This is a genomic window from Mesorhizobium sp. M0954, from assembly GCF_040319155.1.
Lineage (GTDB): Bacteria > Pseudomonadota > Alphaproteobacteria > Rhizobiales > Rhizobiaceae > Mesorhizobium.
Genome location: NZ_JAMYNR010000004.1, coordinates 127253 through 150694 on the forward strand (window position 1 = coordinate 127253; position 23442 = coordinate 150694).

Sequence of the window (23442 nt, forward strand, 5' to 3'; positions counted from 1 at the left end):
GACCGGGCCTGATAATGGAATGGGATTGGGATTTTGTCCGGCAGATCCTGCCGACGCTGATCGAGGGGGTGAAGATCACCATCCTGGCGACGCTGCTTGGCTCGGTGCTGGCGGCCATCGTTGGGTTGGGCATCGCGTTGGCGCGCCGGTCGCCGAACAGGGCTCTGTCGCGCACCGTCGGTTTCCTTGCCGAGTTCATCCGTGGCACACCGCTGTTGGTGCAGCTCTATTTCATCTTCTACGTGCTGCCGGATTTCGGCGTCCTGTTGCCGCCGCTGGTCGCGGGCGTTATCGGTCTCGGGCTGCATTACGGCACTTACACGGCCGAGGTCTACCGCGCCGGCATCGATAATGTTCCGCGCGGCCAGTGGGAAGCGGCCAAGGCCTGCAATCTGAACGCCACCCAGACCTGGACGCACATCATCATTCCGCAGGCGATCCCGCCGATGATCCCGGCGCTTGCCAATTATTTCATCGCCATGTTCAAAGAGACGCCGCTGCTGTCGGCGATCACCGTGCTCGAACTGATGAACCAGGCCAAGAGCGTCGCCAATACCTATTATCGGTATATCGAACCGATCACGTTGGTCGGCGCCTTCTTCCTCGCCATCAGCCTGTTCTCGGTGGTGCTGCTGCGCTGGCTGGAACACCGTTATGGGCGGATCGAAAGATGAGCGCTGCACCCGAAATCCGCCTGCATTCGGCCCGGCCGCCGCTCGACGCGCGTCCGCTGGAAAAGCGGGTCGGCCTGATCATCCTTGCCACCGACCATACGAGCGAACCGGATTTTCACCGCATGGTGGCAAGCGACCGCATCGGGGTCTATGTCGCACGCATCCCCTACGCCAACCCGACGACGCCGGACAATTTGCGCAAGATGCAGCCGTCACTGACGGCGGCCGCGGCCCTGATCCTGCCCGACGAGCCGCTCGATGCGATCTGCTATTCCTGCACCTCAGCTTCCGTCGTGATCCGCGATGCCGAAATCGAGGCGGCGGTGCAGGCCGCGAAACCCGGTGCGCCGGTGGTTACGCCGCCGATGGCCGGGGTGCGCGGCCTGAAGGCGCTGGGCGCCAGGACGATCAGCATTCTTACCCCTTATACGGTCGAGACCAGCCGGCCGATGGCGACCTATTTCACCGTGCATGGTTTCGAAATCGTCAGCTTCACTTGCCTCGGCTTCGAGGATGATCGCGAGATGGCGCGGATTGCGCCGAAATCCTTGGTCGATCTGGCTCGCGAGGCGACGGCCGAACACTCGGACGCGCTGTTTGTCTCCTGCACGGCACTGCGGTCCGCGGCGGCAGTTGTCGGTATGGAAGAAGCCATCGGCCGTCCTGTCGTCACCAGCAACCAGGCGACGGCCTGGAATTGCCTGCGGCTTTGCGACGACGACGAGCCGCGCCCTGAATTCGGCCGTCTGATGACGCTGCCGCTGAACTGATTGATGAGCCATGACCACGTCCAGGATAAGCCTGTCCGAAATCCACGCCGCGCGCGAGCGCATCGCAGGCAAGGTCGAGCGTACGCCGACCGTTCCTTCCCGGAGTCTTTCCCAGCACTTGGACGCTCCTGTTTATCTCAAGCTCGAACACCGGCAGACCACCGGCGCCTTCAAGCTGCGTGGTGCCTCGAACGCAATCGCCTCGCTGACAGAAGAGGAGAGGGCGCGTGGCGTCGTCGCTGCCTCGACCGGCAATCACGGCCGGGCGCTGGCTTATGCCGCTCGACTGCAAGGTATCCACGCGACGATCTGCATGTCGCGGCTGGTGCCGCAGAACAAGCTCGACGAGATCCGCCGGCTCGGCGCCGAGATCCGCATCGTCGGCAACAGCCAGGACGATGCGCAGCGGGAGGTCGAACGGCTGGTCGCGGAAGAGGGGCTGATCATGCTGCCGCCTTTCGACCATCCCTCCATTGTCGCCGGGCAAGGCACGCTCGGGCTGGAGATCATCGAACAGGTTCCGGACGCCGCCTTGGTGCTGGTGCCGCTTTCCGGCGGTGGGCTGGCGGCTGGCGTTGCCGCTGCCGTGAAGGGCGTCAGCCCGGCGACGAAGGTGATGGGCGTTTCAATGGCGCGCGGTGCGGCGATGAAGGCGAGCCTCGACGCCGGACATCCGGTTTTGGTCGAGGAACTGCCGACGCTGGCCGATTCCCTCGGCGGCGGCATAGGCCTCGACAACCGGCTGACCTTTTCCATGTGCCGCGACCTGCTCGACGATGTGATCCTGCTCAGCGAGGACGAGATCGCCACCGGCATCCGCCATGCCTATGAACAGGAGCGCGAGATCGTCGAAGGCGCCGGCGCCGTCGGCATCGCAGCCGTGCTTGCCGGCAAGGTCAGGGCGAGCGGCCCGACGGTGCTCGTGCTGTCCGGCCGCAACATCGATATGACACTGCACCGCAAGATCATCTGCGGCGAAGCAATTGCGGAGAGCGCAGCATGAGCCGGATGACGATCCTCACCGAAGCTGAATTGCGCAAGATCGTGAAGCTCGATCTCGATGCCATCGCCTGCGTCGAGAATGCGTTCCGGGCGCTCGCCACCTTGCCGGTGGCGATGCCGCCGATCCTTCGGCTCGACATTCCGGAGCATCGCGGCGAGGTCGACGTCAAGACCGCCTATGTACCGGGTGTCGACGGTTTTGCGATCAAGATCAGCCCCGGCTTTTTCGATAATCCCAAGCTCGGCCTGCCCAGCGTCAACGGCATGATGGTGCTGCTGTCGGCGAAAACCGGATTGGTCGAGGCGCTGCTGCTCGACAATGGCTATCTCACCGACATCCGCACGGCCGCCGCCGGTGCGGTCGCCGCCAAACATCTGTCGCGGGCGGGTTCCTCCGTTGCCGCGATCTTCGGCGCCGGTGTTCAGGCCGGACTGCAGCTCGAGGCGCTGATGCTGGTGCGGCCAATCACGGAAGCCCGCATCTGGGCAAGGGATGCCGCCAAGGCCGAAGCCGCGGCCGACGCATTGTCCGAAAAACTGGGCATCGCCGTTCACGCCGAGCCCGACGCGGCAAAGGCTGCGGCCGATGCCGACATCATCGTCACCACGACGCCGTCGACCGAGCCGCTGATCAAGGCCGGCTTCGTCTCCGCCGGCCAGCATATCACTGCCATGGGCTCGGATGCCGAGCACAAGAACGAGATCGCGCCGGCGATCCTGCGCATGGCCGATCTCTACGTCGCCGATAGCGCCAAACAGACGCGCCGGCTGGGCGAACTGCACCATGCTATCGCGGCGGGCGTGATGGCGTCCGATGCCGAAATCACCGAGCTTGGCCACATCATCGCCGGCGAAAGGCATGGCCGGCGCTCGGACAGCGACATCACCATTGCCGACCTGACCGGCACTGGCGTGCAGGACACGGCGATCGCTACGCTCGCCCGCGACCGTGCGCGTGCAGCCAAGACCGGTACGATTTTCGAAAGCTGATGCTGGCCGCAAGGCCCAACAAACGAGGACCAAGAACAATGCAGCCCAATTTGAAATTCTCGCGCGGCGAATATGCGGAGCGCCTCGCCAAGACGCGGAAAGCCATGCAGGTCAAGGGCGTCGATCTATTGATCGTCAGCGACCCGTCCAACATGGCCTGGCTGACCGGCTATGACGGCTGGTCGTTCTACGTGCACCAGGCTGTCATCGTGCCGCCGTCGGGCGAGCCGGTGTGGTACGGGCGCGGCCAGGACGCCAACGGCGCCAAGCGCACCGCCTATCTCGCGCACGACAACATCATCGGCTATGCCGACCACTATGTGCAGTCGACCGAGCGCCATCCGATGGATTTTCTCTCGCAGGTGCTCGCCGATCGCGGCTGGGGCAAGCTCAGCATCGGTGTCGAGATGGACAATTATTGGTTCTCCGCCGCAGCCTTCGCGTCTCTGCAGAGACATCTGCCCAATGCCCGCTTCGTCGACGCCACGGCACTCGTCAACTGGCAGCGCGCAGTGAAGAGCCCGACCGAAATCGACTACATGCGCAAAGCCGCCCGCATCGTCGAGGCAATGCACGAGCGCATTGTCGACAAGATCGAGGTCGGCATGCGCAAATGCGACCTGGTCGCCGAGATCTATGATGCCGGCACGCGCGGCGTCGATGGCATTGGCGGCGACTATCCGGCGATCGTGCCGCTGCTGCCGTCGGGCGCCGACGCATCGGCGCCGCATCTGACCTGGGACGACAGGCCGATGAAGTCGGGCGAGGGCACTTTTTTCGAAATTGCCGGCTGCTACAACCGCTACCATTGTCCGCTTTCCCGGACTGTGTTCCTTGGTAAACCGACGCAGGAATTCCTCGATGCCGAAAAGGCGACGCTGGAAGGCATGGAGGCGGGACTTGCGGCCGCCAACCCCGGCAACACATGCGAGGACATCGCCAACGCCTTCTTCGCGGTGCTGAAGCGGTACGGCATCGTCAAGGACAACCGCACCGGGTACCCGATCGGGCTTTCCTATCCGCCTGACTGGGGCGAGCGCACGATGAGCCTGCGTCCAGGCGACCGCACCGAGTTGAAGCCCGGTATGACCTTCCATTTCATGACCGGCTTGTGGCTTGAGACGATGGGGCTGGAAATCACCGAATCCATCCTGATCACCGAGACGGGCGTCGAGTGCCTGGCGAATGTGCCGCGCAAACTGGTCGTGAAGAATTGAGCCCGATGTCCAGCCTTCGCCCGTCACCGATCACGCCGACCGTCGATTTCGAGCGCGACGGCGTGCAGCACGGTTTCCTGCGCCTGCCTTACAGCCGCGACGATTCGGCCTGGGGATCGGTGATGATCCCGATCTGCGTCATCCGCAACGGCAAGGGGCCGAGCGCATTGCTCACCGGCGGCAATCATGGCGACGAGTACGAGGGGCCGCTGGCGCTCTATGACCTCGCCCGTACGCTCGACCCGAAGCAAGTCAGCGGCACGATCATCATCGTGCCGGCGATGAACTATCCGGCGTTCCGCGCCGGCACGCGCACCTCGCCGATCGACAAGGGCAATCTCAACCGCAGCTTTCCCGGCCGGCCCGACGGGACGGTGACCGAGAAGATCGCCGATTATTTCCAGCGCGAGCTTCTGCCCCGTACAGACATCGCGCTCGACTTCCACTCCGGCGGCAAGACGCTCGACTTCGTGCCGTTCTGCGCCGCCCACATCCGGCCCGACAAGGTGCTGGAAGCGAAGGGTTTCGCTGCGGTTGAAGCCTTCTCCGCACCATGGTCGATGAAAATGCTGGAGATCGACGCGGTCGGCATGTTCGACACTGCCGCCGAAGAGATGGGCAAGCTGTTCATCACCACCGAGCTTGGCGGCGGCGGGACTTCGCGCGCGGAAACGGTGCGGATCGCACGTTGCGGCGTGCTCAATGTGCTGCGCCATGCCGGCATCGTCGCCGGCGCGGTCGAGATGCAGCCAACCCGCTGGCTCGACATGCCGTCCGGCGATTGCTTCTCGTTCGCCGAGGACGACGGGATGATCGAAACCATGATCGATCTCGGCGAGGCGGTGGCAGAGAACCAGGTGCTGGCACGTATCCATTCCATAGGCCGCACCGGCGGCGCTCCGCAGGAGATCCGGGCCAAAATGTCCGGTCTGTTGGCGGCGCGGCATTTTCCGGGGCTGGTCAAGGCCGGCGACTGCGCTGCCGTGGTCGCCGTGCTGGTCGATTGACGGTTAGGAAGCCGATGTCGGGAACGGCTCGGTCCTGCCTTTGGGACGATCGCCGATGGCAAAGACGGCGCTCGCCTCGCTGACGATCGAGACATGATCCTTGGCGGCTGTTCCGGCCGCCGCACTGTCGCCGCGCATGATTGCGGTGACGACGGCGTCATGCTCCTGCCACGACTGGGCCAGCCGGCCGGGCAGCATGAATTGCGCGCGGCGGAACGGCGCCAGGCGGCCGCGGGTCATGACTGTCAGTTCATAAATGTGCTTGCTGTGGGCGCCGCGATAGAGCCGGGTGTGGAACTCGGTGTTGAAAAGCTCATACTCTTCTTCGGCACCGAGCTGCACGAAGCGCGCCGAGGCCTGGTGCTCGGCCTCCAGCGTGCGGCGCTCGCCAGCGGTCATGCGCTCGGCCGAGAACCTCGCGCAGATCGCTTCAAGCTCGGCCATGCTTTCGAACATCGAGGCGAGGTGCTCCTGCGTCACCACGGCGACGGTGGCGCCGCGGTTCGGCCGCCTTTCGACCAGCCCCATGGCGCTGAGCCGGCTGAGCGCTTCCCTGATCGGCGTGCGTGAGACGTCGAAGCGGGCCGCGAGCGAGGCCTCATCGAGCTTTTCGCCCGGGCGCAGGAAACCGGTGATGATCCGGTCGCTGATCGCCCTCACCATCTGATCGACGGTCGTGCCCGACCTGATCAAATTGCGCTTTCCCGACACGTCTCCTCCGTCCAGTCTTTTCGCTAGAGCCGTAAGCCACTCACCGGCTTCGATTCCTCCGCATCTCTGTATGCCTATGTTTTAGCCTTCATGTCAAATTGGCGATTTTGAAGGCAAAAAGTGTATGCAATTGCTCCGGCTTTGTGCAGTCCACATCGGCACACTCATTGATATTGCTGAATAAATCCTATTTCTGAAACTGGCATGCTGATTGCATACACTTCTTTCATTGAGGTGTTAACCGGCCCCAAAGGCCCCACAGAGGGAGCATTCAATGTCCGAGAGATTCATGCTTAGCCGCCGCGACCTGCTCAAGACCTCCGCCGCCGGAGCGGCGCTCGGCCTTGCGTCCGCATCGTTTCCGATCAGCAGGGCCTTCGCCGCGACGGCCACCGTCGGCTTCATCTATGTCGGGCCAAAGGACGATTACGGCTACAACCAGGCGCATGCCGAAGGCGCCGCCACGCTGAAGGGGATCGAAGGAATTTCCGTCGTCGAGGAGGAGAACGTGCCGGAGACGGTCGACGTCCAGAAGACGATGGAATCGATGATCAATCTCGACGGTGCGTCGCTGATCTTCCCGACCTCGTTCGGCTATTTCGATCCGCACATGCTCGCCATGTGCGCGAAATTCCCCGACGTGCAGTTCCGCCATTGCGGTGGCATGTGGAACAAGGACAAGCATCCGATGAATGCCGGTTCCTATTTCGGCTATATCGGCATGGGCCAGTATCTGAACGGCGTCGTCGCCGGTCACACCAGCAAAACCAAGAAACTCGGCTTCGTCGCGGCAAAGCCGATCCCGCAGGTGTTGCTCAACATCAATTCCTTCCTGCTCGGCGCGCGCTCGGTCGACCCGACCATCACCTGCCAGGTGATCTTCACCGGCGAGTGGTCGCTGGCGGTCAAGGAGGCCGAGGCCACCAATGCGCTGGTCGACCAGGGCGCCGACGTCATCACCTGCCATGTCGACAGCCCCAAGGTGGTGGTCGAGACGGCGGCCGGCCGTGGCGCCTTCGTCTGCGGCTATCATGCCAACCAGAGCCCGCTGGCGCCGGAAAAATACCTGACCGGCGCGGAATGGAACTGGGCCAAGGTCTACAAGATGTTCGTCGACGATCTGGTGGCGGGCACGCCGCTGCCCAATTTCACACGCGGTGGCTTGGCCGACGGCTTCGTCAAGATGAGCCCGCTCGGCCCCGCCGTCGGCGACGCCGCCCGCAAACAGTTCGACGGCACGCTGGCCGAAATGATGAAAGGCGGCTTTTCCGTCATCAAGGGTCCGCTGAAGAGCAACAAGGGCGTCGTCGTCGCGACCGAAGGCCAGGCCTTCGCCGAGACCGCGCTCGAACTCGAAAGCATGGACTACCTGGTCGAGGGCGTCGTCGGTTCGACCGCCTGAACCGGATCGGAGACGGGGCCATGGCAGACACGATCAGCACTGCGGGCGCACCGGCGCTGTTTGGCGCCAGGAATTATCCGGCGGCGCTCGAATGGGCGGCGCGGCGGGCGGAAGCCTTCGTCATACCGCTCGCGGCACTGATCGTCGGCATGGCGCTGTTCAGCGTGTTCATCGCGCTGGTCGGCAAATCGCCGGTGCAACTCTACGAGACGATGTGGCGCGGCGGCTTCGGCTCGTGGTTCTCGATCCAGAACTCGCTGTCACGGGCAGCACCGCTTTTGCTGGCAGCGCTCTGCGTGGCGCTGCCGGCCCGGCTCGGCCTCGTCGTCATCGGCGGCGAAGGCGCGATCGTGCTGGGCGGCGTTGCCGCCGCCGCCATCGGCGTCGCGGCGAATGGCGCGCCGGCTTTTCTGGTCATCCTGCTGATGGGCGTGGCGGGCGCGGTCGCCGGCGGCATCTGGATCGGTGCCGTCGGCGCACTCCGCCACTACCGCGCCGTCAACGAAACCATCTCCAGTCTGCTGATGGCCTATATCGCCATCGCGCTGATGAACCATCTGGTCGAAGGGCCTCTGCGCGATCCGACTTCGCTCAACAAACCCTCGACCGAGCCGCTGGCGGATGCCTACCGCATCGGCAACATTCCAGGCATGGACGTGCACTGGGGCCTGGTCGTCGGCATTCTCGCCTGCGTCTTGTCCTGGCTGTTGATCGAAAAGACGCGCTGGGGGTTTGCCGCCCGCATCGCCGGCGGCAATGTCAGGGCAGCTCAGGTGCAAGGGCTTGCCGTCGGGCCGCTGATCGTCGGCTTCACCGGGCTCGCCGGCGGCTTCGCCGGGCTGGCCGGCATGCTGGAGGTCGGCGCCGTTCAAGGCAGCGCCAACGCCTCGCTCGCCGCCGGCTATGGCTATACCGGCATCCTCGTCGCCTTCCTCGCCCGCCACAATCCGCTCGCCATCATCCCGGTCGCTTTCCTGCTCGGCGGTATCGGCGCTTCTGGCGGGCTGATCCAGCGCCGCATGGACCTGCCCGACGCGACCGTGCTGGTGCTGCAAGGCATGCTCTTCGTCGTCATCCTGTTCAGCGAAACCTTTTACGGCCGCTTCAAGGTCTTCAATCCCGATCTGTGGAAGAGGGGCTCCTGATGGACGCGACCGAGATCGGCCTGTGGGGCGTGCCGCTCGCCATTCTCGGCGGCGCCATCCGCGTTTCGACGCCCTTCATCTTCGTCTCGCTCGGCGAAGCCATCACCGAGCGCTCCGGCCGCATCAATCTTGGCCTCGAAGGCACGCTGGTCTTCGGCGCGATGACCGCCTATGCGGTCGCAGTGATGACCGGCTCGCCATGGCTCGGTCTGCTGGCTGCCGCAGGTGCCGGTCTTTGCTTCGGCCTGTTCCATGGCTGGATCTGCAAATTCCGCGGGGTGAACGACATCGCCATCGGCATCGCGCTGATGCTGTTCGGCTCCGGTCTCGCCTTCTTCTTCGGCAAGCCGTTTATCCAGCCCTCGGCACCAGACCTGCCGGCCATCGCCTTCGGTGGCTGGTCGGATCTCCCGCAGGTGCAGGCGGCGCTCAACGTCAACATCCTGTTCCTGATTGGTGCCGCACTTGCCGTGTTCCTATGGTGGGCGTTCCGCAACACCCGCGCCGGCCTGATCGTGCGCGTCGTCGGCGACAGCTCCGATGCGGCGCGCGCCATGGGCCTCAATCCCAACACCGTGCGCCTGCTTGCGACAGGTGTCGGCGGTGCGCTTGCTGGCATCGGCGGCGCCTATCTGTCGCTCTATTATCCCGGCAGCTGGACCGAACGCATCTCGTCGGGGCAGGGCCTGATGGCGGTGGCGCTGGTCATCTTCGCCCGCTGGAATCCGCTCGGCTGCTTTGCCGCGGCACTGTTGTTCGGCGGTGCGGGCGCGCTGGGCCCGGCGTTGCAATCGGTCGGGGTCACGCAGGGCTACTACCTCTTCTACGCCGCGCCTTACATCCTCACGCTCATCATCATGATCGCCACCTCGTCGCCGAGCCGCTCGCTTGCCGGCGCGCCGGGCGAATTGTCGATCACCAAATGACTGGAGTTTTTCCGATGAACGCCAGAGCCGAGATCACCCAGCGCTACATCGACGCCGACCCTTATCCATGGCCTTATAATGGCGAGCTCCGGCCGGACAATACGGCACTGATCATCATCGACATGCAGACCGATTTCTGCGGGCCGGGCGGCTATGTCGATCATATGGGCTACGATCTTTCGCTGGTGCGGGCACCGATCGAGCCGATCAAGTCGGTGCTCGCAGCCATGCGGGCCAAGAGCTACACCATAATCCACACGCGCGAGGGCCACCGGCCCGATCTCGCCGACCTGCCGGCCAACAAGCGCTGGCGTTCGCGCCGCATCAATGCCGGCATCGGCGACCCCGGACCTTGCGGGCGCATCCTGGTGCGCGGCGAACCCGGCTGGGACATCATCCCCGACCTCTATCCGGCGGCGGGCGAACCGATCATCGACAAGCCGGGCAAGGGCTCGTTCTGCGCCACCGACCTCGAGCTGATCCTGCGCCAGCGCGGCATCGACAACATCGTGCTGACCGGCATCACCACCGACGTCTGCGTCCACACGACGATGCGCGAGGCCAACGATCGCGGCTTCGAATGCGTGATGCTGGAGGATTGCTGCGGGGCAACCGACTACGGCAATCATCTCGCCGCGATCAAGATGATCAAGATGCAGGGCGGGGTGTTCGGCGCGGTGTCGAATTCGGCATCCTTCGTCGCGCAACTGCCGTGAGGAGGCGATCTTGAGCGGAAGCACTGGGAAGAAGGCCGTCGGCGTCGAGACCATCGGCATGACCATGCGCTTCGGCGCTTTCACCGCGCTGGACGATGTCTCGATCAAGGTGCCGGCGGGATCGTTCCACGCGCTGCTCGGCGAAAACGGCGCCGGCAAGTCGACGCTGGTCAAATGCATGATGGGTTTTTACCATCCGACCGCCGGCGACATGCTGGTCGATGGCCGCGAGGTCGCGATCGCCAGTCCCAAGGACGCGTCGGCGCTCGGGCTCGGCATGGTTTATCAGCATTTCACGCTCGTTCCGTCGCTGACCGGCGCGGAGAACCTGGTCATTTCGCGCGAGAAGGTGCCGGGCGTCATCGACTGGCGCAAGGAGCGCGCCGCACTTGCGCAATTCATGCAGCGTATGCCGTTCAAGCTGCCGCTCGACGTCAAGGTGGCGGAACTTGCCGCCGGCGAGAAGCAGAAGCTCGAAATCATCAAGCAGCTCTATCTCGGCCGCAGTTTCCTGGTGCTCGACGAGCCGACTTCGGTGCTCACTCCCGGCGAGGCACACGAAGTGCTTGGCCTGGTGCGCGACATGACCAGGACCGGCGACCTCACCGTGCTGATGATCTCGCATAAATTCCACGAGGTGACGGCCTTTGCCGACGATATCACCGTGCTGCGCAAGGGCAGGCTGACCGGAACCGGAAAGGTCTCCGAACTTTCCCACAAGCAGATGGCGGCGATGATGATCGGCGACCAACCGATCGCCGCACTCGACAGCCGCGCCCCGGTGCCGGCCGGCGCCAGACAGGTGCTGACGGTAAAGTCGCTGAAGGCGCCCGACCGCACCGGCTTGAAAACCATCGACATCGGCGAACTCGATGTGAAGTCGGGTGAGATCGTCGGCATTGCCGGCATCTCCGGTAACGGCCAGAAGGAGTTTCTCGAAGTCCTTGCCGGACAGCGGGCGCGCAATGGCGGCGACGTTCTGGTGAAAGGCTCGCCCTATGGCGCCAGCCGCAGCGAGGCGCGCACGCTCAATGTCCGCTTCATTCCGGAGGAGCCGTTGCGCAATGCCTGCGCACCGAAGATGACGGTGGCGGAAAACATGGCCTTCCGGACCTTCGACCTCAACGAGGCCGGCAAGCCGGTCAACTGGATCAGGATGAGTGCGATCAGTGACTACGCGGCCCGCCTGATCGAACAGTTCAAGGTCAAGACGGCATCGCTCGCTTCGCCGATTTCGTCGCTCTCGGGCGGCAATGTGCAGCGCGCGGTGCTGGCGCGGGAACTGACCGGCGAGGTCGATTTGCTCATCGTGTCGAACCCCTGCTTCGGCCTCGACTTCTCTGCCGTCGCCGAAATCCGCGCCCGCATCATGAAGGCGCGCAACGCCGGTGCCGCCGTGCTCCTTATGTCGGAGGACCTTGATGAGCTGCTCGAGCTCTCGGACCGCATCTTCGTCATGTCGGACGGCGCGCTGGTCTACGAGACGCCGATCGCGCAGGCGAGCGTGCAGACGATCGGCGAGCACATGGCGGGACATCACTGATGGCTGGGATCGAGGCACTGCCGTTTCCGTTTGTGTTCAAGCCTGAGGCGATGGCGCTGGTCGTCATCGACATGCAGCGCGACTTTGCCGAACCCGGCGGCTTCGGCGCCAGCCTCGGTAATGACGTCAGCCGGGTCACGGCCATCGTGCCGACGGTGAAGAGGCTGATCGCGGGGTTTCGCGCCGCTGGCCTGCCGGTGATCCACACGATGGAGTGCCACAAGGCAGACCTTTCGGATCTGCCGCCGGCCAAGCGCAATCGCGGCAATCCGTCGATCAGGATCGGCGATGTCGGGCCAATGGGTCGTGTGCTGATCGTCGGGGAGCCGGGAACGGCGATCCTCGATGAACTTGCCCCACTGCCTGGCGAGATCGTCATCGAAAAACCCGGCAAGGGCGCGTTCTATGCCACCAGCTTCGGCGACGACCTCAAGCGGCTCGGCGCACAGCAGCTAGTCTTTGCCGGGGTGACGACGGAGGTCTGTGTGCAGACGACGATGCGCGAGGCCAACGACCGCGGCTATGAATGCCTTCTGGCGGAGGATGCCACTGAGAGCTATTTTCCGGAGTTCAAGGCGGCAGCCCTTGCCATGATCAGGGCGCAGGGCGCCATCGTCGGCTGGACGGCAACGACGGACCAGGTGCTCGAGGGACTTTCCAATGCCTAACGTCGCATACGCGGCTCTCATCCAAGGGGGCTGGCGTGATCTGCCATTCGAGCATTTTCGCGAAGGCATCACAGTGCATTGGCTGCTCAAGGGTGGGCCGATGGAACCGTCGGTCGCCATCCTGAACTACCGGGCTGGCGCCAGCGTGCCGCGTCATCGCCATGCCGGGCTGGAGACGATCATCGTGCTGGAAGGCACGCAGAGCGACGAGAACGGCGATCATGCCGCGGGCAGCGTGATCCTGAACCCGGTCGGAACCGAGCATTCGGTGTGGACCAAGGATGGCTGCGTCGTACTCATCCAGTGGAACCTGCCGGTAGTCATTCTGGGCGAGGCCAAATGAGCGACATCCGCTTCGACATAGCGAGCCTGCACGTTGCCTATCAGGCCGGCGTCAGCATTGGCGAGGTGATCGATATGGTCCATGCGCGGCTCGCGGCGGCCGATGACCCCGGCATCTTCATCCATCTGGCGAGCAGGGCGGAGTTGCTTGCCGAGGCGGAAAAGCTCGGCCCGTTCGATCCCGCGGCAAAGCCGCTGTGGGGCGTGCCGTTCGCGGTCAAAGACAACATCGATGTTGCCGGCATGCCGACCACGGCGGGTTGTGCGGAATATGCCTACTTGCCGGCGAAAGACGCCACCGTCGTCGCGCGGCTCAAGGCCGCCGGCGCGCTGGTTGTCGGCAAGACCAATCTCGACCAGTTCGCCACCGGCCTGGTCGGCGTTCGCACGCCCTATCCAATCCCGAGGAATGCGATCGACCCGAAACTGGTGCCGGGCGGTTCCTCGTGCGGCTCGGCCGTGGCGACGGCGCGCGGCATCGTCTCCTTCGCGCTCGGCACCGATACCGCCGGTTCGGGGCGCATACCCGCCGGCCTCAACAACATCGTCGGGCTGAAGCCGAGCGTCGGCGCGCTATCAGCCGCCGGCGTCGTGCCGGCCTGCCGGACGCTCGACTGCGTCTCGGTCTTCGCGCTCACCGTCGATGACGCCTATCACGTGTTCGAGGCGGCGGCGGCAAAGGACGACGCCGATCCCTATTCGCGTGACCTCTGCATTCAGGCTCTTGCCGCGCGCCCGCCGGTGCTGACTGTCGGCGTGCCGGCCAGGGCGGACTGGACCTTCTTCGGCGACGAGGCGATGCAGGCGGGTTTCGAGGCCGCTCTTGCCTCGCTGGAGACGCTGGGCTGCCGGCTGGTCGAAATCCCGTTCGGTGATTTCTACGCCACCGCCACTCTGCTCTACGAAGGCGCCTGGGTGGCCGAGCGTTACGCCGCGATCAGGGACTTCATGGATGCCAACGAGGCCGCCATGCATCCGGTGACGCGGCAGATCATCGGCGGTGCGCGAAAACTTTCCGCTGCGGACGCTTTCAAGGGGCTCTATGCCCTGCAAGGCTATAAGGCCAGGCTTGCGCCGGTCATCGCCTCGGTCGACGTTTTCTGCGTGCCGACCGCGCCGACGCACTACACAGTCGAAGCGGTGCTGGCCGATCCCATCGTCACCAACAGCCGGCTCGGCACCTACACCAACTTCGTCAATCTGCTCGACATGTGCGGCATTGCCGTGCCGAGCGGAACCCGCAGCGACGGTCTGCCGATGAGCGTCACCTTGCTTGCCGCGGCGGGCAAGGACCACCTGACTGCGTCGCTTGCGCGCGATGTCCATGCGGCAAGCGGCCTTGCGCTTGGTGCTATCGGCTGGCCGCAGCCGCAGCGCGGCGATGTTCTGGCGGGCGTGGATGAAGGCACGATCGAGCTGGCCGTGGTCGGCGCGCATCTGTCGGGGATGGCGCTGAACGGCCAGCTGCAGCAGCTCGGCGCGATTTTCGCCCGGGCTGCAAGAACGGCGCCGCTCTACCGGCTTTACGCGCTCGCCGGCCAGTCGGTGCCGCGACCGGGGCTCGAACGGATCTGCAACGGCAAGGGGACAGCGATCGAGGTCGAAGTCTGGCGGCTCTCGCCGCAAGCCTTCGGCCGTTTTGTTGCCGCGATCCCGCCGCCGCTCGGCATCGGGACGCTTGTGCTTGACGACGGAACTTCGCCGAAGGGCTTTCTCGTCGAAAGTGCCGGTCTCACCGATGCAAAGGAGATTTCGCATTTCGGCGGCTGGCGCAATTTCATGGCGGGTCAGCTGCAGCGAAGCTGACGCTATCACTCGACCTTTTGCCTAAACTTCGAATGGCAGCTCGAGCAATCCTGCAAGATGAGATGCAGGAGGTGCTCCGCCGGCAATTTAGTGGGATCGGCTTCCGCGAGTGATGGTCGCTTGCCAAGCAGGCTGCCACCGCCCATCGCCAGGCCGGAACCCATTCTCATGTCGTCGGTGATGCGCGGCGGCGCCCGCTCGGCGTCGGAGGCCAAGGCGCTGGCCAGCGTCCCGATGTGGCGAGCCAGCTCTTCGAACTCCGCGCGGGCGGGGTCGATATCCGGCCTGGCGCCTGAAGGCGCGCCCAATGTCGCGCTGGGGAATTCGGCAATCAGGGCAGGGCCGGTGCGGGCGCGGATGGTCTCGGCCGCCGCCTTGAAGGCCGCGGCGTCGTACGCCTGCTTGCCGTCGAACATCCCGGCTATCGTCTTTGCGGCCTGGGCCATTTCCTTCATCGAGGCCTGGCGAGCCTGGATGACCGCATCACGACCCGAATGGGCGGCGGCGAGCACGACAGAGACGCAGGCAAGCGACAGGACCGCTATGATAGCTGCTCGTCTCATCGTTGGCACATAAGGAGCTAGAGAATTCTTGTGACCAGACTGTCCAGTCGGGAGTTCTCGCGATAGGCAAATCGGACCACAACGGCACCTAAGACGCCAGTGATGGCACCGCCTATCACGTCGGTGAGATAGTGGGTGCCGATATAAATTCTCGACCAGCAGATCAGCAATGCCATGATGGAGAGGGCCAGCATCCGGCGCGGCAGACCTTGCGTTGCAAGAGCCGCAACAACCGCAAAGCTGGCTGTCGCGTGGTCGGAGGGAAACGACCAGTCGGCGCTGGGCGCAATCAGCAGATGCGTCACGCCGGCATCGTAGGGCCGCAGCCGGTGGACGAATAGCAAAATGAACTGATTGATCGCCAGACCGAGCAGGAACGCCAAGCCGGCGGACAAGGCAGCATGGCGCACATGGTAGCGGTCGGCCTTTGCCCACCATTGCAGGGCAACAGCCAGCACCATCAGCGGAACGCCGATTTGTGAGACGGCGATCATTGCCTTATCAAGAAAAGGGCTGATCCCGGCTGCCGCGTTGATCCAGTGGGTTAGAGCTGCATCCATCGTTTCTCGTTTCCGCTGTTGTCGATCGCAAGGTGAATTTTGTGAAAGCAGTAGACGAACGCCGCATCCATCAGATTTTCGAGCTCAGCATCTGGCTTAAAGGGGCGCATGCCCTGATCGAATGCGTGGGCGGGATCCTGCTTTATGTCGTCACCACCGACGCCATTGCCTCCTGGGTCAATACATTCACCCAAGAGGAATTGATCGAAGATCCGAACGATTTCATAGCTGGCTATCTGTCGCAGATGGCAAGCCACTTTTCCGTCGCCAGCAAGGAGTTTTATGCCTTCTACCTGCTTAGCCACGGCCTGATAAAACTGCTGCTCGTTGTCGGGCTTTTGAGAGGCAAGCTGTGGTCGTATCCGGCATCGCTTGCGGCGCTGGGCGCATTTATGTTCTATCAAGTCTACCGCTACTCCTACACTCATTCGTTCGGCCTGCTTGTCCTGACCGTATTCGATGCTGTCGTCATGGTGCTGATCTGGCATGAATGGAAGGTCGTGCGGCAGCACAAGCCGGCATGACAGCGAAGTTTGCACGTCAGCCGCTCCGATTTTCAATCCACCTCACTGGGCGACGCCTTGTCCTGCCAGCTCGTCGATAATCGGGCAATCCGGCCGCTCGTCGCCGTGGCAGTGACTGACCAATTGGTGAAGCAAGCCGCGCAATCCGACCAGTTCGGCGATCTTCCTGTCGACCTCGACCAGCTTGGCTTTCGCGATCGCCTTCACGTCGGCGCTGTCACGTTCCCTGTCCTGGTACAGCGACAGCAGCTGGCGGCATTCGTCGACCGAAAACCCCAGGCTTCGCGAGCGCTGCAGGAAGCGCAGCCGGTGAATATCGGCCGTCGAGTAATCACGATAGCCATTGTCCGTCCGGGCCGGGTGCAAGAGCCCGATATCCTCGTAGTAACGGATCGTCTTGGCCGGCAAGCCGGATTTTTCGGATGCGACGCCGATGTTCATGGCGGAAATCTCCTTTGTCGGAGGAAATAGACCTTCCAGTAGATGGAAGGTCAACATGATGTGGCGATTTTGGATGCCTGACGCAACCGCCCGCCCGCTCCAACCGTTTGCCTGCCAGTACATACTGAACCTTCGGGAAGAAATCGGTCCTCGGAAACGTTTTTACCGAACAGTGCTCAAAACCCGGTGTTCGACACCGGGTGCCGATGAGCAAAGACCCTCCGGCGCTGGCTCGACGCAACACCGTGCAGACGCCGAGGAGACAGAACATGCCCGTCAAGGCCTATATCAACCGGATCGCGACAGCGGCACCGGAGCACGAGGTTCATGAATTCTACCTGCGTTTCGCGGCCTCCATGCTCGCGGCCGATCGCCGGAGGATCTTCGAACGCATGGCCGATCTTGCCGGCATCGAGCACCGCTATTCCTGCTTTGCGCCGGCGTCCGACCCCGAGGGACCGTCCGCCGACCTGGCCGGAACCTTCATCCGGGGCGCGTTTCCCGGAACGGCGGCGAGAATGGCGATGTTCGACGATGCCGCACCTGTTCTGGCGCAAAAGGGCATCGACGGATTGCAGCTTGGCGACGACGCTTCCCGCATCACCCATCTGATCGTCACCACCTGCACCGGCTTTTCGGCGCCGGGCATCGATCTCGAGCTGGTTGCGCGTTGCGGGCTGCCGAACGGGATCGAACGCACGATGATCGGGTTCATGGGTTGCTATGCGGCGATCAACGGCCTCAAGCTGGCCCGCCACATCGTCCGCTCCGACCCGCAGTCCAAGGTCCTGCTGGTCAATATCGAGCTCTGCACGATGCATCTGCGACAGACCACCGAACTGGAAAAACTGCTGTCGTTCTGCCTTTGGGGCGACGGCTGCGCGGCTGCGCTCATCACTGCCGAGCCGGCCGGCATCGAGCTCGATAGCTTTCACTGTCTGGTGGCGAGGGAACGGCGGGACCTGATGCGCTGGAACATTCGCGACCACGGCTTCGAAATGGTTCTTTCCGGCCAGGTGCCGGCAGCGATTCATGAAGCGTTGCGGAACAGCCAGGCCGCCGTCCTCGGAGGCCGATCGGCGAAAGACATCGACCTTTGGGCCGTGCATCCGGGTGGACGTTCGGTGCTCGACGCCGTCGAAAGGGCCCTGGAACTGGAGCCCACCGCGCTGGAACCATCGCGCGAGGTGTTGCGCCAGTATGGGAACATGTCGTCGGCGACCGTCATGTTCGTGATGAAGGAGATGCTGAAGGCGCCACCCGGCCTGCTCGGTTGCGGCATGTCGTTCGGACCCGGGCTGACGGCCGAAACCATGCTCTTTCGAACGGTGTCATGAGCGGCCTGGAGCACCGGCAGCTTGCGCCGGAAATCCTCGACGGACTTGCGGCCGACGATCCGCGAGCGCTGGCCGCGCGCCGCGACCTTCGGCGCATCAATATGCTGATGTTTCAGGTGCCGATCATGACGTCGTTGCTCAGGAGGTTTGTGCCAAAGCCGCCACGCCGCATTCTGGAGATCGGCGCCGGCGATGGCTCCTTCATGCTGACGGTGGCGCGGCGCATGACCAGGCATTGGCCCGGGGTCGAACTGGTGATGCTCGACCGCGTCGGCCTCCTCACCGCGCAATTGCGCGGCGATTTTGACCGGCTGGGATGGAGGGCGGAAGGCGTCACCGCCGATGTCTTCGACTGGGCAGGAAAGATCGAGGGCGCGCGGTTCGACGCCGTCACCGTCAATCTGTTTCTGCATCATCTCGACGATGCGCAACTCGTGCGTCTATTTTCGCTGATCGGGCCGAAAGCCCCGTTGCTCATTGCGACAGAGCCGCTGCGGGCGAAATTGCCGCTGGCCGCGACCCGTCTTCTGCCGGCAATCGGCGCCAACGACGTCACACGAAACGACGCGGCGCAAAGCGTGCGTGCCGGCTTTCGCGGCAGCGAGCTTTCCGGTCTCTGGCTTGAGGCCAACGGCAAACCGGTCGAGGAACGACGCGCCGGCCTGTTTTCCCACATTTTCGTCGGCGCCAGCGCCGGCAACGACCCATGACGCGATTGTCGACCCATGACGCGATCGTCATTGGTGCCGGCCCGGCGGGCACCTCCGTCGCGCTCACGCTGGCCCGGCGCGGATGGGCCGTGGCAATTGTGGAAAAGAGTGCGTTTCCACGCCGCAAGGTCTGCGGCGAATATATCTCGGCAAGCAATCTTGCGCTTCTCGACCGGCTTGAGATCGGCGATGCCTGGCGTACCAATGCCGGCCCCGAAATCCGCCGCGTCGGCTTGTTTTCCGGCGAGACCTGCGTCGAGGCGGCAATGCCACGTGCAGGAGCTGGGCCTCGTGGGAAAGACAGCTTCGGCCGGGCGCTCGGCCGGGACATTCTCGATTCTCTGCTTTTGCAAGCGGCGCGATCGGCGGGTGTCGAAATCTTTCAACCCTGCCGCGCCGTCGCCATCGAGCGGGATCGCGAGATGCAACGGGTGCGAATTCAAGCCGGGGATGAAGCGGCGATATTGCGAGCGCCGGTGATTGTCGCCGCACACGGCTCGTGGGAACCGGGACCATTGCCCAGCCAGCTCGCAAAGGCCAATCGCCCGTCGGACCTGCTCGGCTTCAAGGCGCATTTCACCGGGTCGTCCCTGCCGCCGGATTTGATGCCTCTGCTGGCCTTCCCCGGCGGCTATGGCGGCATGGTTTCGGCGGATCATGGCCGGTTGTCGATCTCGTGCTGCATCCGGCGCGATATGCTCGCGCGGCTGCGTAAACAATATGGCCCCAAACAACGGAGCCACGTGTCGGCCGCCGATGCGGTCTCGCGCCATCTCGTGGACTCGTGCCGAGGCGTCAGGAACGCCCTGGAACCGGCTCTCCTCGACGGTTCGTGGCTTGCCGCAGGTCCGATCCGGCCGGGAATTCGCTCGTGCTACGAAGAGGACATCTTCCGCGTCGGCAATGCAGCTGGAGAGTCTCATCCTGTCATCGCCGAGGGCATCTCGATGGCGCTTCAGTCCGGCTGGCTGCTGGCTTGCGAACTCGCATGCGCGCCAAGTGGCCGGGCAGGGCGCGAGGCTGCCGCCACACGCTACGGGGCGGCCTGGAAAAGACTGTTCTCGACACGGGTCTACGCCGCCGCGGCCGTTGCCGGAATTGCCCTTCGCCCCGGCAGCGCCACCTTGATGGCAGCGATCGTCCGGAATTTCCCGCAGACACTGACGCTGGGCGCGCAACTGAGCGGCAAGACCAAGCCGGTTCCCGGCTTCGTCTAGGCGACATAGCGGTCCCATGAGCCGTAGTGCTCCTTGCTTCGGAGCCCGCGAGGCAGGCTGAGGCCGATCACAACTAGCCCTGCAACGGCATTGTTCAATGTCGAACCTCTGGTCGCGCCGTCGAGCAGCCAGGGCGCTGCGATCAGCCATAACCCGAACGGCAGGTTGAGGAAACGCAACGGCCGTGCCACCTCGGCCATGGCGCAGACCGCGATCGTGATGATCATGGCGCCCGAGAGGTGATCGCTGTTTGCAATGGCGCCGGCCGTGCCGAAGACCAGCCGCGAGATCATCAGCCAACCGCCGACGATACAGCATGCGACCAGCGTCCATGGAAACGTGACACCGCGAATGGCTGCGGCGGACTGTGCGGCAAGCGCGGCGGAAAAGCCGGGATCGTTCTTGTCCGCCTCGCCGTTCGGCTCCGGCCCGCCTTGGAAAAAGGTGCGCCAGAACGGACGGTCTGCCCGCACGCTGCGCAGCATGTACTGGCCCATGGCGACCACCTCGTCCAGCGTCAGCGGGATCATGACCAGCATGGCCGCCGCCGCGATGAGGCACAGTGTGCAATAGGTGCCGATCATGATCGGCTGGATGATGATGAAGAAGATCGAGACGCCGCCGAGCGGCACCACCAGGATGAAGAAGAAGGTCACCATCCAGGGCATGGTGCGCCAGCGGGTCGCCGTGCCCATCGCGCCCATCAGGGTTTCGATCATATAGGCCACGGCGCCAAGCCCGGCATCAGCGACTGGCCAGGCTCGAGAAACGTCGGATGTGATGATGAATTCCGTGCCGTTCCTGCCGTCTCCGCCGGGGAAGAACGGCTCCCAGACAGCACCCACATGGCCGAGCTGGTAGGCAGTGAGATAGCGGGCGATAAGGAAACCGAAGAAACCGAGCGCGATGATCGGCAGGCGCTGCAGCCAGGATGACGGCGAGTAGGTCCAGCCGGGCGGAACGGTGCTCTCGTCCATCATCCCTTCGTGGCTCATGCCCGGCATCATCGGGACGAGCACCGAGAAAGTGATGGCCAGCGCGCCGACGATCGTGTCGTTCATGGTGGCGGCGGCGCTCGGCGTCCAGAAGAACAGCGGCGCGAACAGCAGCCATAGGCCGGCGATCGTCGTGCCCCATTGCGCCCAGGAAAAACGCGGCGACAGTGCGAGCCCGCCAAACAGCATCAGCAGCAAGCCCGAGACAATGTCGCTCCAGCCGGTGAGCGCGTTGCGCAGCACCGGTTCCCACAGTCCACGCTCTTGCGTGACGTCACGCACAGTGCCAGCCGCCGGATCGAACAGCGCGAACTGAAGCGGGCTGGTGAGGAGCCACACGCCAAGCGTGATGACCAGGAAATGAGCCCAGAGCATCTGCTTGCCCATCCCCGCCATCTCGGCCATGTGTCCGGGTTTCATCTTGTCGTGTTTGGCCTCGAACGCCTTGTCTTTCTCTCGCGCTTTTGTTCCGCTGCCGGCCACCTTGGCGGCGTTGAGCTTGTTGGCCCGATACCAGCCGGCGGGATCTGCCTTGAGCGCGTCGACGATCCGCGGCAACGTCTCGCGCAGGGAATGCCGGGGCTGCCAGCCGAGGACATTGCGGGCACGGCTGATATCGATCGCGTAGTGGTCGTCGGCGATATCGACCATCCAGGGACGAACGAATGATTCTTCGCCCAGCACGTCCTGTTGGACCCAGGCACCCGCCTTGGCGAGCGCCTTCGGCACCTCCCGTGTCTCCCAGTTCTCGCCACGGATCAACCGACCAATCTCGGCTTGAAGTTCGCCGTAGCCCATGACCTCAGGCTCGCCGAGAAGCAGCGCCAGCTCCGTGGGAAGTTTCTTGCGCCGATCTATAAGGCGCGCCACCGCCTCGATGAGGTCTTCCAGATGCAGGAACGACTGCCCGGTGCGCAGGTCACCCGGATATACATGCCCGGTCGGATCCTCTTCGTAGATACGCGCAATCTGATTGGCGAGGAATGCGTTACGGCCAAGATCATCATAGACGCCGGCCGGCCTGGCATAGACGACAGGGATCGCCCCGTGCTGCTCATGGATCAGGCGCTCGGTCTCGATCTTCGAGGTGCGGTAGGGTAGGTTCGATTCGAGCGGCCAATCCTCATCGATGATGTCGCCTGGTCGGCCAGCCTTGTGCGCCAGCATCGAACTCATGAAGACAAACTGCTCGACCTCAAATTGTTTCAGGGCGCGCAGGAGCTTCTCGGTGCCGCCAACCGTAATCTTTTCGTAGAGCGGGTTCCGTTCGCCTGTGAGATCGAAATAGGCCGCAAGATGGATCACCGAGGCGAGGCGGGCGCCATAGGCCGTCCGCACGCGCGCCAAGCCGGCTGCCACGGCGTCCTCCGATGTCAGGTCGATGCAGACGCACTCCGCGGCCGGCGGCGGCTGACGCGTCGCCGCCCGGTCGAGGCCGACGAGAGCAAACCGGTCGGCGAAGCTGTTGACCAGAGCCGAGCCGATGAAGCCGGTGCTACCGGTAACAATAACCGTGTCTTTGCGCTTCGCCATCCAGACCTCATAGCCGGCGATTTGCCACTCCTGAGAGGGCCGAAGGCGACAGACGTTAAGAGCCGAAGGGCCGGACCAGTTCCGACGCCGACCCGATGACGCTGCTGCTTCCGGTGACGCCTACAACTTTCCGTCCTTTTTGCTCTTTTGACCCCGACTGCCTATGCCGTCAGGTTCGCAAATATTTGACCAGCGCCGCGATCGCGAGCACGAGGGTGACAAGCACCAGGACCCAAATGAGCGCCATGCCGCCCATCATCCACATTGAACCGTCCATCATCATTACAATCATCCCTCCCGCCGCCGCTGCCACCGGCGATTGCGAGGGGAACTAGTTCGCCATGTACGCCCGTCAAGGCGAACTCGATCAGCCCACGAAGGCGGTGGCTTGCCGGTCAATCAGGGCATGTTCAATGCTATCGACGAACGAGTTCATAGTAGGCTTCGGCCAAAACATGCTGGCCGTGCGGTAACTCGGGAACGGCAGGGCTTTGATCCAGTGCCTCCAGCGCTCGCAGCAAATGCTCCGCGACATCTGATCTGCCTTGCCGATATGCCTCTCTGAACAGGGCCAGTAGCTGCCTTTCGAAATTCATGGTTCGGTCCGCCATTGGACGATCTCCGGAAGTTGGCAATGAGCCTA

23 protein-coding genes are annotated in these 23442 nt (G+C 63.7%); 18 read left to right on the forward strand and 5 right to left on the reverse strand.

All coding sequences use genetic code 11. The features are described 5' to 3' along the window. Nucleotides 1–14 precede the first annotated feature (14 nt). From ehuD to doeB, 6 genes are read left to right on the forward strand one after another with little or no spacing between them, the layout of a single operon-like run. Nucleotides 15–674 carry an ectoine/hydroxyectoine ABC transporter permease subunit EhuD gene (gene ehuD / locus NKH93_RS07300; RefSeq protein ID WP_352467665.1) on the forward strand — a complete coding sequence of 220 codons (660 nt, stop codon included), beginning with the start codon at nt 15–17 and terminating at the stop codon, nt 672–674. After that, a complete protein-coding gene (gene eutA, locus NKH93_RS07305) occupies nt 671–1444 on the forward strand; it encodes an ectoine utilization protein EutA (RefSeq protein WP_352923532.1) in 774 nt (257 codons plus the stop codon). Before ehuD ends, eutA begins: the two co-directional genes overlap by 4 nt. 10 nt (nt 1445–1454) lie before the next feature. Beyond that, nucleotides 1455–2447 (forward strand): hydroxyectoine utilization dehydratase EutB, encoded by a 993-nt coding sequence (gene eutB, locus NKH93_RS07310; RefSeq protein ID WP_352923534.1) that lies wholly within the window; start codon nt 1455–1457, stop codon nt 2445–2447. Continuing rightward, the gene (locus NKH93_RS07315; protein ID WP_352923537.1) at nt 2444–3436 is read left to right on the forward strand and encodes a cyclodeaminase; all 993 of its coding nucleotides are present in this window, start codon (nt 2444–2446) and stop codon (nt 3434–3436) included. Before eutB ends, NKH93_RS07315 begins: the two co-directional genes overlap by 4 nt. Nucleotides 3437–3474: 38 nt before the next feature. Continuing rightward, nucleotides 3475–4653, forward strand: coding sequence for an ectoine hydrolase DoeA (doeA, locus tag NKH93_RS07320; protein ID WP_352923540.1), 1179 nt, complete (start codon nt 3475–3477; stop codon nt 4651–4653). 5 nt (nt 4654–4658) lie between these two features. Then, complete coding sequence (gene doeB / locus NKH93_RS07325; RefSeq protein ID WP_352923543.1) at nt 4659–5660, forward strand: N(2)-acetyl-L-2,4-diaminobutanoate deacetylase DoeB; 1002 nt, start codon at nt 4659–4661, stop codon at nt 5658–5660. A gap of 3 nt (nt 5661–5663) precedes the next feature. Here doeB and NKH93_RS07330 read toward each other — a convergent pair whose 3' ends face one another. Next, nucleotides 5664–6323 carry a GntR family transcriptional regulator gene (locus NKH93_RS07330; RefSeq protein WP_352923553.1) on the reverse strand — a complete coding sequence of 220 codons (660 nt, stop codon included), beginning with the start codon at nt 6321–6323 and terminating at the stop codon, nt 5664–5666. Between the two features lie 322 nt (nt 6324–6645). On the opposite strand from NKH93_RS07330, the gene NKH93_RS07335 reads away from it, so the two are divergent. Genes NKH93_RS07335 through atzF form a run of 8 tightly spaced genes read left to right on the forward strand, consistent with a single transcriptional unit; the run spans nt 6646 to nt 14919 of the window. Next, a complete protein-coding gene (locus tag NKH93_RS07335; protein ID WP_352467659.1) occupies nt 6646–7773 on the forward strand; it encodes a BMP family ABC transporter substrate-binding protein in 1128 nt (375 codons plus the stop codon). 20 nt (nt 7774–7793) lie between these two features. Beyond that, nucleotides 7794–8918 (forward strand): ABC transporter permease, encoded by a 1125-nt coding sequence (locus tag NKH93_RS07340; protein ID WP_352822810.1) that lies wholly within the window; start codon nt 7794–7796, stop codon nt 8916–8918. Continuing rightward, complete coding sequence (locus NKH93_RS07345) at nt 8918–9844, forward strand: ABC transporter permease (RefSeq protein WP_352822807.1); 927 nt, start codon at nt 8918–8920, stop codon at nt 9842–9844. The genes NKH93_RS07340 and NKH93_RS07345 overlap by 1 nt, the downstream gene beginning before the upstream one ends. 14 nt (nt 9845–9858) lie before the next feature. After that, nucleotides 9859–10560 carry a biuret amidohydrolase gene (gene biuH / locus NKH93_RS07350; RefSeq protein WP_352923549.1) on the forward strand — a complete coding sequence of 234 codons (702 nt, stop codon included), beginning with the start codon at nt 9859–9861 and terminating at the stop codon, nt 10558–10560. Between the two features lie 58 nt (nt 10561–10618). After that, nucleotides 10619–12103, forward strand: coding sequence for an ABC transporter ATP-binding protein (locus tag NKH93_RS07355; protein ID WP_502896441.1), 1485 nt, complete (start codon nt 10619–10621; stop codon nt 12101–12103). Further along, the gene (locus NKH93_RS07360) at nt 12103–12771 is read left to right on the forward strand and encodes a cysteine hydrolase family protein (protein WP_352822799.1); all 669 of its coding nucleotides are present in this window, start codon (nt 12103–12105) and stop codon (nt 12769–12771) included. The genes NKH93_RS07355 and NKH93_RS07360 overlap by 1 nt, the downstream gene beginning before the upstream one ends. After that, entirely contained in the window at nt 12764–13114 is a 351-nt protein-coding gene (locus NKH93_RS07365) for a cupin domain-containing protein (protein WP_352501326.1), read from the forward strand. The genes NKH93_RS07360 and NKH93_RS07365 overlap by 8 nt, the downstream gene beginning before the upstream one ends. Then, on the forward strand, nt 13111–14919 hold the full coding sequence (atzF, locus tag NKH93_RS07370; RefSeq protein WP_352822796.1) for an allophanate hydrolase: 1809 nt from the start codon (nt 13111–13113) through the stop codon (nt 14917–14919). Before NKH93_RS07365 ends, atzF begins: the two co-directional genes overlap by 4 nt. Before the next feature lie 5 nt (nt 14920–14924). Here the strand turns inward: atzF and NKH93_RS07375 are convergent, their stop codons facing one another. Beyond that, nucleotides 14925–15482 (reverse strand): cytochrome c, encoded by a 558-nt coding sequence (locus NKH93_RS07375; RefSeq protein WP_352473247.1) that lies wholly within the window; start codon nt 15480–15482, stop codon nt 14925–14927. Nucleotides 15483–15499: 17 nt separating this feature from the next. Further along, complete coding sequence (locus NKH93_RS07380; RefSeq protein WP_352822790.1) at nt 15500–16042, reverse strand: phosphatase PAP2 family protein; 543 nt, start codon at nt 16040–16042, stop codon at nt 15500–15502. Between the two features lie 41 nt (nt 16043–16083). Here NKH93_RS07380 and NKH93_RS07385 point away from each other — a divergent pair, with 41 nt between their 5' ends. Continuing rightward, nucleotides 16084–16566 carry a DUF2127 domain-containing protein gene (locus tag NKH93_RS07385; RefSeq protein WP_352452336.1) on the forward strand — a complete coding sequence of 161 codons (483 nt, stop codon included), beginning with the start codon at nt 16084–16086 and terminating at the stop codon, nt 16564–16566. Between the two features lie 42 nt (nt 16567–16608). On the opposite strand, the gene cueR is transcribed toward NKH93_RS07385, so the two are convergent. After that, complete coding sequence (gene cueR, locus NKH93_RS07390) at nt 16609–17007, reverse strand: Cu(I)-responsive transcriptional regulator (protein WP_352473250.1); 399 nt, start codon at nt 17005–17007, stop codon at nt 16609–16611. A gap of 269 nt (nt 17008–17276) precedes the next feature. Here cueR and NKH93_RS07395 point away from each other — a divergent pair, with 269 nt between their 5' ends. The 3 genes from NKH93_RS07395 to NKH93_RS07405 are packed head-to-tail and all read left to right on the forward strand — an operon-like array spanning nt 17277 to nt 20271. Beyond that, nucleotides 17277–18344: a type III polyketide synthase gene (locus NKH93_RS07395; RefSeq protein WP_352473251.1), complete on the forward strand. Its 1068-nt coding sequence runs from the start codon at nt 17277–17279 to the stop codon at nt 18342–18344. Next, nucleotides 18341–19054, forward strand: coding sequence for a methyltransferase domain-containing protein (locus NKH93_RS07400; protein WP_352473252.1), 714 nt, complete (start codon nt 18341–18343; stop codon nt 19052–19054). Before NKH93_RS07395 ends, NKH93_RS07400 begins: the two co-directional genes overlap by 4 nt. Then, on the forward strand, nt 19051–20271 hold the full coding sequence (locus tag NKH93_RS07405; protein ID WP_352473253.1) for an NAD(P)/FAD-dependent oxidoreductase: 1221 nt from the start codon (nt 19051–19053) through the stop codon (nt 20269–20271). Before NKH93_RS07400 ends, NKH93_RS07405 begins: the two co-directional genes overlap by 4 nt. Here NKH93_RS07405 and NKH93_RS07410 read toward each other — a convergent pair. Then, nucleotides 20268–22799: an NAD-dependent epimerase/dehydratase family protein gene (locus NKH93_RS07410; RefSeq protein ID WP_352920354.1), complete on the reverse strand. Its 2532-nt coding sequence runs from the start codon at nt 22797–22799 to the stop codon at nt 20268–20270. The two genes, NKH93_RS07405 and NKH93_RS07410, sit on opposite strands and share 4 nt — an antisense overlap. Nucleotides 22800–23442: the final 643 nt, after the last annotated feature.